Source organism: Ruegeria sp. R13_0 (assembly GCF_017743995.1).
In the GTDB taxonomy this organism is placed as follows: domain Bacteria; phylum Pseudomonadota; class Alphaproteobacteria; order Rhodobacterales; family Rhodobacteraceae; genus Ruegeria.
Map to the genome: position 1 here is coordinate 94,332 of NZ_JAGHRB010000014.1, position 10,637 is coordinate 104,968.

At 56.1% G+C, this 10,637-nt stretch carries 14 protein-coding genes; 7 read left to right on the forward strand and 7 right to left on the reverse strand.

All coding sequences use genetic code 11. From position 1 onward, the window contains the following. The first annotated feature begins 70 nt into the window (after window positions 1-70). Entirely contained in the window at window positions 71-1,462 is a 1,392-nt protein-coding gene (locus J7394_RS18040) for an aspartate aminotransferase family protein (RefSeq protein ID WP_209255150.1), read from the forward strand. 142 nt (window positions 1,463-1,604) lie between these two features. Further along, the gene (locus J7394_RS18045) at window positions 1,605-2,423 is read left to right on the forward strand and encodes a DUF2189 domain-containing protein (RefSeq protein ID WP_209255154.1); all 819 of its coding nucleotides are present in this window, start codon (window positions 1,605-1,607) and stop codon (window positions 2,421-2,423) included. A gap of 91 nt (window positions 2,424-2,514) precedes the next feature. On the opposite strand, the gene rplT is transcribed toward J7394_RS18045, so the two are convergent. The 5 genes from rplT to pyk form a co-directional block, all read right to left on the reverse strand. Further along, window positions 2,515-2,880, reverse strand: coding sequence for a 50S ribosomal protein L20 (gene rplT, locus J7394_RS18050; RefSeq protein WP_008756009.1), 366 nt, complete (start codon window positions 2,878-2,880; stop codon window positions 2,515-2,517). Between the two features lie 14 nt (window positions 2,881-2,894). Next, window positions 2,895-3,095 (reverse strand): 50S ribosomal protein L35, encoded by a 201-nt coding sequence (gene rpmI / locus J7394_RS18055; protein ID WP_010443552.1) that lies wholly within the window; start codon window positions 3,093-3,095, stop codon window positions 2,895-2,897. 181 nt (window positions 3,096-3,276) lie between these two features. Continuing rightward, entirely contained in the window at window positions 3,277-4,827 is a 1,551-nt protein-coding gene (locus J7394_RS18060; protein WP_209255156.1) for an alanine/glycine:cation symporter family protein, read from the reverse strand. A 14-nt stretch (window positions 4,828-4,841) separates the two neighbouring features. After that, window positions 4,842-5,279 carry a universal stress protein gene (locus J7394_RS18065; RefSeq protein ID WP_209255158.1) on the reverse strand — a complete coding sequence of 146 codons (438 nt, stop codon included), beginning with the start codon at window positions 5,277-5,279 and terminating at the stop codon, window positions 4,842-4,844. Window positions 5,280-5,524: 245 nt separating this feature from the next. After that, window positions 5,525-6,970, reverse strand: coding sequence for a pyruvate kinase (gene pyk, locus J7394_RS18070; protein ID WP_170475104.1), 1,446 nt, complete (start codon window positions 6,968-6,970; stop codon window positions 5,525-5,527). Window positions 6,971-7,097: 127 nt separating this feature from the next. Between pyk and J7394_RS18075 the strand changes: the two genes are divergently transcribed. The 5 genes from J7394_RS18075 (at window position 7,098) to tnpB (ending at window position 9,506) form a co-directional block, all read left to right on the forward strand. After that, window positions 7,098-7,835, forward strand: a complete 738-nt coding sequence (locus J7394_RS18075; protein WP_209255160.1) for an N-formylglutamate amidohydrolase — start codon at window positions 7,098-7,100, stop codon at window positions 7,833-7,835. A gap of 61 nt (window positions 7,836-7,896) precedes the next feature. Beyond that, window positions 7,897-8,136, forward strand: a complete 240-nt coding sequence (locus J7394_RS18080; RefSeq protein ID WP_170642471.1) for a DUF6868 family protein — start codon at window positions 7,897-7,899, stop codon at window positions 8,134-8,136. Window positions 8,137-8,212: 76 nt separating this feature from the next. After that, window positions 8,213-8,527, forward strand: coding sequence for a DUF1244 domain-containing protein (locus J7394_RS18085; RefSeq protein ID WP_209255162.1), 315 nt, complete (start codon window positions 8,213-8,215; stop codon window positions 8,525-8,527). Window positions 8,528-8,721: 194 nt separating this feature from the next. Then, window positions 8,722-9,159 (forward strand): hypothetical protein, encoded by a 438-nt coding sequence (locus J7394_RS18090; RefSeq protein WP_209255164.1) that lies wholly within the window; start codon window positions 8,722-8,724, stop codon window positions 9,157-9,159. Window positions 9,160-9,221: 62 nt separating this feature from the next. Next, a complete protein-coding gene (tnpB, locus tag J7394_RS23130) occupies window positions 9,222-9,506 on the forward strand; it encodes an IS66 family insertion sequence element accessory protein TnpB (RefSeq protein WP_371812073.1) in 285 nt (94 codons plus the stop codon). On the opposite strand, the gene J7394_RS18100 is transcribed toward tnpB, so the two are convergent. Together J7394_RS18100 and J7394_RS18105 are read right to left on the reverse strand one after the other, a co-directional pair. After that, window positions 9,441-10,139, reverse strand: coding sequence for a hypothetical protein (locus J7394_RS18100; RefSeq protein ID WP_209255174.1), 699 nt, complete (start codon window positions 10,137-10,139; stop codon window positions 9,441-9,443). The genes tnpB and J7394_RS18100 overlap by 66 nt on opposite strands. 283 nt (window positions 10,140-10,422) lie before the next feature. Beyond that, a partial coding sequence (locus tag J7394_RS18105; RefSeq protein WP_209255176.1) for a hypothetical protein occupies window positions 10,423-10,637 on the reverse strand: 215 nt, incomplete at its 5' end.

Here is a 10,637-nt window from a genome sequence, read left to right on the forward strand (position 1 = left end):
ATCGCAATTTCATGCTATCGTGGGACCGATCCCGCAATCTGCACACCGCATCAGACTGAAAGGACATGTCATGGACGGCACGTTCAACGAAAACGATCTTTCCCGCGTGGTCGAGGCCGACCGCGCCCATATCTGGCACCACCTGATCCAGCATAAACCCTTTGAAACAAACGATCCCCGCATCATTGTCGAAGGCAAAGGCATGCGTGTCTGGGACCAGAAAGGCAAAGAGCATCTGGATGCGGTCTCGGGCGGCGTCTGGACGGTGAACGTCGGCTATGGCCGCGAATCCATCTGCAAGGCGGTCTATGATCAGCTGATGAAGCTTTGCTATTTTGCGAATTCGGCAGGGTCGATTCCCGGTTCTATCTTCGCAGAAAAGCTGATTGAAAAGATGCCGGGCATGAGCCGCGTCTACTATATGAACTCGGGTTCTGAGGCGAATGAGAAAGCCTTCAAGATGGTTCGCCAGATCGCCCACAAGAAATACGGCGGCAAGAAGACCAAGATCCTGTATCGCGACCGCGACTATCACGGCTCGACCCTGGCGGCGATGTCGGCGGGTGGTCAGGATGAGCGCAACGCGCAATACGGCCCGTTTGCTCCGGATTTCGTACGTGTTCCCCATTGCATGGAATACCGCAAGCACGAACTGAACGGCGCGCCGGAAGAGAACTTTGGCGAATGGGCCGCGGACCAGATCGAAGAGGTCATCCTGCGCGAAGGGCCAGACACCGTTGGCGCACTTTGCCTTGAGCCGGTGACCGCAGGTGGCGGCGTGATCGAAGCACCCGAAGGCTACTGGCAGCGCGTTCAGGAGATCTGCAAGAAGTACGATGTGCTGCTGCATATTGATGAGGTCGTGTGCGGCGTCGGTCGGACAGGCACTTGGTTCGGCTACCAGCAGTATGGCGTGAAGCCTGACTTTGTCACCATGGCCAAAGGCGTTGCCTCGGGCTATGCGGCCATCGCCTGTCTGGTTACCACCGAAGAGGTCTTTGACATGTTCAAAGACGATGCGGCGGATCCGATGAACTACTTCCGCGACATCTCGACCTTCGGGGGCTGCACCGCTGGCCCGGCGGCTGCGATCGAGAATATGCGTATCATCGAGGATGAGAACCTGCTGGGCAACTGCGTCGACATGGGCGATCGCATGATGGGTAACCTGCAAGCGCTAATGGAGAAGCATAAGGTCATCGGCGATGTGCGCGGCAAAGGCCTGTTCCTGGGCGCTGAACTGGTTGCAGACCGCTCCACGCGTGAACCGATGGACGAAAAGAAGGTACAGGCCGTGGTGGCAGACTGCATGGCGCAGGGTGTCATCATCGGCGCGACCAACCGCTCGCTGCCGGGTCGCAACAACACGCTGTGTTTCTCGCCTGCGCTCATCGCGACGGCGGATGATATCGACCAGATCACCGATGCGGTCGACGGCGCGCTGGGACGTGTGTTCGGCTAGAGAATGAAAAACGGGAAACCGGGCAATCGCGCCCCGGTTTCCCGACCTCTGGGTCGCAAGCCTTTTTACTAACCAGAAGATCAGACACACCTCTTGCTCTTGCGTATCAACCGGCGCAGACTTGCATGCAGAGGAGTGTATCATGACACCCAAAACCTCAGACACGGACCCGTCGGGCGATATGGCATCGCCGCAAGGTGCAGCGCTCAAGGTCAACACTGTAAGCGCGCAGGATATCAAGGACTCGTTGAAGGCGGGCGTGGCGGACTTTCTGGCCCGCCCTGTCATGAGCGGGTTTTTCGGCCTGTTCTACGCCGTTTTTGGCCTTGTCTTTGTGTGGTGCCTGATCTGGCTCGGCAAGGTCTGGATGATCATTCCGGCCATTGTGGGCTTTCCACTGGTCGCGCCCTTTGCCGCTGCCGGGCTGTATGAAATGTCCCGACGATTGCAGAGTGGGGAACAGTTCGGCTGGTCCGATATCCTGACGGTGATGGCCAATCAACGCAAACGCGAGATGGGCTGGATGGCCTTTGTCACCCTGTTTATATTCTGGGTTTGGGTCTATCAGGTGCGCCTTTGGTTGGCGATCATCCTGCAGAATGCCTCCTTCTCGGATTTTGACGGGTTTCTGAACACCGTCTTCTTCACGTCCGAGGGCTGGACGTTTCTAGCCATTGGCACCTGCATCGGCGCGGGCCTTTCGGCCGTGCTGTTTTCGGTCACCGTCGTCGCTATGCCGCTGCTTCTGGACCGAGAGACCAACTTCGTATCGGCCATGCTGGCCTCGATCCGGGTCGTCACCGAGAACCCGGTGGTGATGCTGGGTTGGGCGGCAATCATCTCGGCAACCATGCTGCTCTCGCTGATCCCAGCCTTTCTGGGCCTGATCTTCACCCTGCCGATCCTTGGCCACACCACGTGGCACCTATATCAGCGTGCCGTTCCACCAGCCGAGGATTGATCTTGGCCCCATTAGGGGACAGGCACATCCGAAACAAAAAGGACCGCCCCAAATGGGACGGCCCTTTGTTCACTGTCTCTCTTTTCAGAGATCAGGCAGCCAGAGCGGCCTGAGCTTTGGCGACGATCGCACCGAACGCTTCCGGTTCGTGTACGGCCAGGTCGGCCAGAACTTTGCGGTCCACTTCGATACCGGCCAGGTTCAGGCCGTTGATGAAGCGGGAATATGTCAGAGCCTCGTCATGCGAACGGACAGCAGCGTTGATACGCTGAATCCACAGCGCGCGGAAGTTGCGCTTGCGGTTCTTACGGTCGCGAGTTGCATACTGGTTGGCCTTGTCTACGGCCTGACGGGCAACTTTGAAGGTGCTCTTGCGGCGGCCATAGTAACCTTTGGCGGCCTTGATAACCTTCTTGTGACGGGCGTGAGTTACGGTTCCACCTTTAACGCGGGACATCTCTTAATCTCCTCTTAGCGGTCGTAGGGCATGTAGCCCTTGACGATCTTGGCGTCGGGGGCGGACAGGGTGGTGTTGCCACGAGCATCGCGGATGAACTTCTTGGTCCGCTTGATCATGCCGTGCCGTTTGCCGGCCTGGCCAGCAAGGACCTTACCGGTCGCAGTCACCTTGAAGCGCTTCTTGGCGCTCGACTTGGTCTTCATCTTAGGCATTTCCGTCTCCTTTCAGGGTTCGGTACTAAACGCGACTCGGCATGCCATCTCGGCCGGTCACGCGATCAGATGCGCCGTTTACGCAAGTTCGGTCATACTGGCAAGGGGGTTTGGCTCAGAATCTGCGCTTTTCGCAGTGGCCAATGCACCGGGGCAGCACAGGGCTGCCCCGGTAAAGTGTTTAGTGGCTGAATTTGCGGATTTCGCCGCTCTTCAGACGTTCGGAGTAGGAGGCCAGCTCCTGACGCACCACTTTCATCAGGAAGTAGAGCGCAAAGACGTTCACAACCGCCATCGCAAAGATCGCCGCATCCGAGAAGTCGATGACCGGGCCAAGGTTGGCCGCCGCACCAATGACAACGAAGATGCAGAAGATGATCTTGAAGACCAACTCTTTGGTTTGGCCTTCGCCGAACAGATAGGTCCAGGCCTTGAGGCCATAATAGGACCAGCTGATCATCGTCGAGAAGGCAAACAGGACCACGGCAATCGCCAGAATGAACGGGAACCAGCTGAACGCGCTGCCGAAGGCCGCCGAGGTCAGGCTGACGCCGGTATTGCCGTCGACCGTTGCAATCGCATTGCCCGCTTCGTTTAGCATGTAGTTGCCGGTTGCCGGGTCAACGATCAGTTGCTGGGTGATGATGATCACCAGCGCAGTCATGGTACAGATCACAACCGTGTCGATGAACGGCTCAAGCAGCGAGACGAAGCCCTCGGTGATCGGTTCTTTGGTCCGCACGGCCGAGTGCGCAATCGCCGCGGAACCCACGCCCGCTTCGTTCGAGAACGCCGCACGACGGAAGCCCTGGATCAGCGCACCGACCATGCCGCCAGCAACGCCAAGCCCGGTGAAGGCACCTGCGAAGATCTGACCAAAGGCCCAGCCGATCTGGTCGGCGTGCATCAGGATGATGACCAGCGCCGCCAGCACGTACATGACACCCATGAACGGCACGACCTTTTCGGTCACGCGCGCAATGGATTTCAGGCCACCCACGATCACCGCAAAGACGATGCCCGCAAAGACCAGACCTGTGATCCAGCCCGGATAGTCTCCGACAATCCCGGCAATCTGCTGGTGCGCCTGATTGGCCTGGAACATGTTGCCGCCGCCCAATGCGCCTAGGATACAGAAGATCGAGAACAGTACGGCCAGGATCTTGCCGCCCGGCAGGCCCAACTCGGCAAAGCCCTTTGACATGTAATACATCGGGCCACCCGAGACGGTGCCGTCTTCATATTCGTTGCGGTATTTCACACCCAACGTACATTCGGTGAATTTCGACGCCATGCCCAGCAGGCCCGCAACGATCATCCAGAATGTTGCACCCGGACCACCGATCCCTATGGCAACCGCCACACCGGCGATATTGCCAAGACCAACGGTCCCCGACAGCGCGGTGGCAAGGGCCTGAAAATGGCTGACCTCACCCGCGTCATTGGGGTCGGAGTAATCGCCTTTAACCAAGCTGATCGAGTGTCCGAAGAATCGGAATTGCACAAAGGCAAAATAGAGCGAAAACACTGTGGCCGCGACGACCAGCCACCCCACAATCCATGGGAATCCAGTGCCCGGAAACGGCGCGAAGATAAAGCTGACGAAGGGTCCCGTAGCATCGGCAAAAGCCTGATTGATCTTGTCGTCCAGACCCGGCGCCTCTTGCGCGAAAGCGGGGCCGGAGATCAGAGCCATGGTCGCACCAAAGCCCAGTTTTTGAAGCATATTCATCCTAATCCCTCCGCTCAGTTCACGACCGTGACAGGCACGTCGGCATGCATCACCAAGTTCTGAGTCGAGCTTCCAAACAGCCGTTTCTTGAACCCGTCCGCCGAGGCGCGGCCGACGATGATCTGAGTGCCGCCGTTTTCAACCGTGATCGCGTTCAGCGTCTCGGCCACGTCGCCATGGCGCACTATGCCGTTTGCTTCGAACCCATCGGCCTTCAGTGCCTCAACCGTAGGGGCAATGATCCGCGACGTGGCCAGTTCGACCTCTTCCTCGCGCCGCTTGTGCCGTTGGGCGTTTTCTTCCGGTGTTTGGAAAGTGAAAGGGGACCATTCGATGACATAGACAACCAGCATTTCGCATGAGCCAATTCGCCCGGCCAAATCCTTGGCAAAGGCGATGGCGCGCTCTCCGGTTTCTGTCCCGTCCAGTCCAATGACAATCTTTGTTGTCATGACGTTCCTCCATTATTTTTCTGGTTTGACCGGGACCCGTGCCCCCGGTTGGGCGACCGGAACCTGGAACTATCTAAGATGATCGCCCTAAGGCTCAGTATCCGGCAAAATCACCAAAAAACAGAGGTATTTTTGCTGAATACAACCCTACGGGCACCTTCCTCTTGAAAACAAACAAGAAAAGCCGCCCAAAAATAGGCGGCTTGGGAATTCTCAATATGATCCTTCCTGAAATCCGGGCGGACTCATCCCGGATCGGTGTTGTAGATCAGACGCTCGTCACAAGGGGCAATACGCAGAATATTGGTGGTTCCGGGGACATTGAACGGAACGCCTGCAGTGACAACGATCTGATCGCTCTCGGCGGCGAAGCCCCCTGCGCGCGCGGCGCGGGCCGCATTGACCACGGCCCCTTTGAACCGCTCAAGCTCGGGCGTCATCACACAGTGGCAGCCCCAGCTCAGGCACAGGCGGCGGGCGGTTCCGGTCGCTGGCGTCATGGCGATGATCGGCACGCCGGGCCGTTCACGCGCAGTCAACAGCGCTGTGGTGCCGCTTTGAGTGAAACAGCAGATCGCTTTGATGTCAGTCTTTTCCGCGATCTCGCGCGCAGCTGCCACGATACCGTCCGCGATGGTCGACCCTTTGGCAGTCCGCGAGGCCGCGATGATCTGCGTGTAGGTCGGGTCGGCCTCGACCTCGATGGCGACCTTGTTCATGGTCTGCACGGCCTCGATCGGGTAAGAACCGGCCGCAGATTCCGCGCTGAGCATGATGGCATCCGTGCCTTCGTAAATCGCGGTTGCAACGTCCGAGACCTCGGCGCGGGTTGGCATCGGGCTTTCGATCATGCTCTCCAGCATCTGGGTCGCCACGATCACCGGTTTAGCCGCCCCGCGGCACTTGCGAACCAGACGTTTCTGGATCGGAGGAACAGCCGAAACCGGCAGCTCAACCCCCAGATCGCCACGGGCCACCATGATCCCATCCGATGCGTCGAGGATATCGTCAAACGCCTCAACCGCTGCGGGCTTTTCGATCTTCGACAGGATCGACGCTCGTCCATCCGCCAGCGCGCGCGCCTCGAACACGTCCTTGGCCCGCTGCACAAAGCTAAGCGCCAGCCAATCCACGCCCAGTTGGCACACAAACTCCAGATCGTCGCGATCCTTGGCTGACAAGGCCGCCAGTGGCAGCAGCACATCAGGCACGTTCACACCCTTGCGGTTCGAAATCGTCCCTCCGACTTCGACAGTACAATTGGCGAAATCCTGACCGCAATCCTGCACGGTCAGACGGATCTTACCGTCATTGACCAGCAACCGCGCACCGGGTTCCAGCGCCGCAAAAATCTCTGGGTGTGGTAGGCAGACACGGTTGATGTCTCCGGCCTCGGGGTCGAGGTCCAGCCGGAATGCCGCGCCCTCTACCAGTTCTTCCGCATCATTAGCAAAAACCCCAACGCGCAGCTTCGGGCCTTGAAGATCGGCCAGGATCGCGATCGGGCTGTCCAGATCCTTTTCCACCTGACGAATGATACGATGCCGTTCGCGGATCTCGTCATGGCTGCCATGGCTCATGTTCAGGCGAAAGACGTCGGCCCCTGCCTCATGCAAAGCCCGGATGGTGTCATAGTCATTGGACGCCGGTCCCAGCGTCGCCACGATTTTTACATTTCTAAGGCGTCGCACTGGTTTCGCTCTCCTCAATCCCTCGGTCATGCGGCAATGTTACCGCAAACAGTATGTGGGTGGTTATTGCGCAATTCCCTTTTGGAAGCAACTGCCATACACCTGCCGCAAACTTGATGACAGGCACATGACATACACTCCGTTTTTTATCCATGGCGAGGATCGCCCGTCCCGATGGCTGATCACCTGCGATCATGCGACCAACACCGTCCCTCCCGAAATCAACGGCGGGGATCTGGGGTTGCCGCGCGAAGATATGGAACGCCACATCGCCTATGATGTCGGCGCCTACGAGGTCTCGAAACATCTGGGCGAGATCCTGAACGCGCCGGTCATCGCAGCCAATTTCTCGCGCCTTGTGATTGATCCGAACCGGGGTGAGGATGACCCGACCCTGCTGATGAAGCTCTATGACGGTTCGATCATACCCGGCAATCGCCACGCTGATGCGGCCGAGCGTGAACGGCGTTTGGACATGTGCTACCGTCCTTATCACGACGCGCTTGGGAGGTTGGCCGCCCTACCCCATGCGGTGATCGTGTCTATGCACTCTTTCACCCGCCAACTCCGCGGTCGCGAACCACGCCCTTGGCATGTAGGCGTTCTGCACACCCCGGATGAGCGCTTCTCACGCCCTCTGATCAACCGCCTGAAGGCCGAAGACGGTTTGTGCGTCGGCGTGAATGAGCCCTATACCGGCGTTCTGCCCGGCGATGCCATCGACACGCATTGCACCTCGCACGGTCGACCAAATGCATTGATCGAGCTTCGCAATGATCTGATCGCGGATCACGCGGGACAGCGGGCCTGGGCAGAACGGCTCGCAGTGATCCTTCAGGATGCGCTAGCAGACAGCGGCCTTTGATCGCACATTATTGTGAGCTGCACCTTCAGCCCCCACATTAGAGACTGGGGAGGAGGTGACCATGACACACGAGTTGGTGACAAGTGTTTTTGGCTGGATGGCAATACTGAACATCGCTGTTTTGCTGTTCACAACCCTTATGATTGTGCTGCTACAGGATTGGATTGCAGGCGTTCATGCCGGAATGTTCCAAATGGAACAGCCTGATGTAAAGCGTGCCTATTTTCGCTATCTGGCCAACTACAAAATCCTCACGCTGATTTTCTGCATCATTCCGTGGCTGGCATTGAAACTGGCCTAATGCAGAGTCAGTTGAAACACGCACATCAGAGCGTTAATTCGGAAACAGACCCCATCCAATTCTTCGGAGCCAGACCATGGACAAGCAAACCGAAATCGAACTTCAAGCCGCAGCATTCCGTCGGCTGCAAAAGCACTTGATGGAAGATCGCACGGACGTTCAGAATATTGACATGATGAATCTGGCCGGCTTCTGCCGCAACTGCCTGTCACGCTGGTATCAGGAGGCGGCCAACGAAAAAGGCATAGAGATTGGCAAAGACGAAGCCCGTCAGATTTTCTACGGCATGACCATGGATGAATGGAAAGCCAACTACCAGACCGAAGCCAGCCCCGACAAACAGGCCGCCTTCAAGGTCGCGTTTGAGGAAAATGTCACAAAGAGGGGCTGAAACCTTGACGCCAATAGGCCAATTACTCCGACTGATGACTAGTTCCCGTATGGCAGCACCCAAGAGCACGTTTTGATGCGTGCTCACATTTCTCGAGTTTAGGTTGATGGTAAGCGTTGCATCTGACCCCTTAGATAGTATCTCATCAGCCAACACCTAGAAGTACATGATGCCTCCAAAAGGATACAGGCATCATGAATTCTCAAGCTCTAGGTGAACTCGCAAGTGACCAGAAAATCGAAAAAGTCTTCCATGCCTATGGCTATTCAATTCCCGTTGGGAAGGACGGCCGTCGACTGTGGCCCAGAAAATTCAAAAATGAAGTGGGTCAACGCATGAGAACTGGACGTCTATCAACACGCGATGTCGCAAAGACATGCGGCATCTCAAGTGGTACCGCCTCCGAATGGAAAAAAGACGCTGAGCGGAAAGCTCCAGGACCGCACTCTACTCTGAAGGTAAAATCGCAACCTGTCTTTGCAGAGATTAAGGTCGACGCGGTCGAAGAGCCGATGCCAGTGGCACAAGGGCACATCATCTTCAAGCGTGGCACCTGTGAGGTCCTGCTTCCTTCAAATTACCCACTCAATCAGCTCACTGCGTTGATCAAATCGTTTGAGGGCGACACATGATCGCGCCAGCAGGGAACTTCAAATTCTACGTTGCAACTAGGCCGGTCGACTTCAGGAAGGGTATGGACGGATTAGCATCCATTGTTATGAACGAATTTGACCTCGACCCATTCAGTGGCGCTATCTTCATTTTTCGTTCCAAGCGGTCGGATCGACTCAAACTCATCGTCTGGGATGGAACTGGTCTTGTGATGACCTACAAGCGAATAGAAGGCAGGGGATTTGAATGGCCGCAAATGCGGGATGGCGTTATCAGCATCAACAAATCGCAGTTTGAAGCTCTATTTGAAGGGCTTGATTGGAAATGCGTTACACCGCGATACAGCCGACGCCCCGTGGCTGCATGATATTCTTTTATTGCTGGCAATGGTCCAACTACCGCTGTCCACGACCTCTGCAATTTCCCCTACGAGCCCATAGCCCAGCTCGATCTTATGCGGAATTTCTACGCCATAAAACAGATCGACATCCAAGCCCAAGTCGAAATCACTACTCAAGGGCGAGGTCGCATGTCGCGACGCAAGCGACAGCAAAGAATTTAACTCCTGGACAGTGTTCAGGAATTTTTTGCTGGATCGATAGTATTGTCGAGCCATCACCCCAGAAATGAGTTGGGCGACGTCAGTGTAAGTGCTGCCGTTCAAAATTCCAACATGAACAGCTTCAGGTCCAAGCTGCATCCTGAGTATCGAAGCAAATGCTGGGTGGATGCGCAGAAGAGATCTTACCGGCGCAAGCGCCCCTACTAGCGGTTTGTAGTATCGCCTTTGATCGCCCAGTTTGGCGGTCAATGCATCATTGTAGACTTGGTAGTAGGCCTCTGTCGGAAATGGAGTTTCGTCCTTTCCATTGTAAGTATACTGCGTCGGATACCCATTGGTTTCCCAATAATCTCGCAAGAAACTGTCTTGGACTTTTGCAAGTCCGCTCAAAGCATTGGACAGTCGGATTTCCCAATCCGTGGCATCAAAATTATTCATATCTTACAAAAATATAGGATCAGTTGGATGAGACAACTCTGCTTTGTTTCAACTTAATCGTTGGTACCGAGTGTGCAATGTACTTTGTGGATCGCCCTGTAACAGTCCTTTGCTGCTTAAGTGTTCAGTGGTGGCACTGAGCCCGAAGCCGCCATTGATCGTGCTTTAGGATATTGCTCATGCGGCAGGATGCTAACCGCACATTCCAGACGTTCAAACTTCAGTGTCGGATGGTAGGTCGGTGGGACAAAGTGCCAATTTGCAACGATTGCGCGAATGGCCGCTAATTCAAATAAACCAGTTTCTTGGGTAACGGACGGAGGAACCTTGGTTCGGTTATCGAAAGACTATCTCGGTCAATCATGAATTGCTTGTTTTGACTTGCGAGCCACTGCGTCTTGCTGTTGAGCGGCGGATTTGAAGGGGTGCGCGCTAGCTCACTCCAACTCGCTACATCCAACAAACTGGTAGCGTCAGCAAAGCCTACAACAACGACTT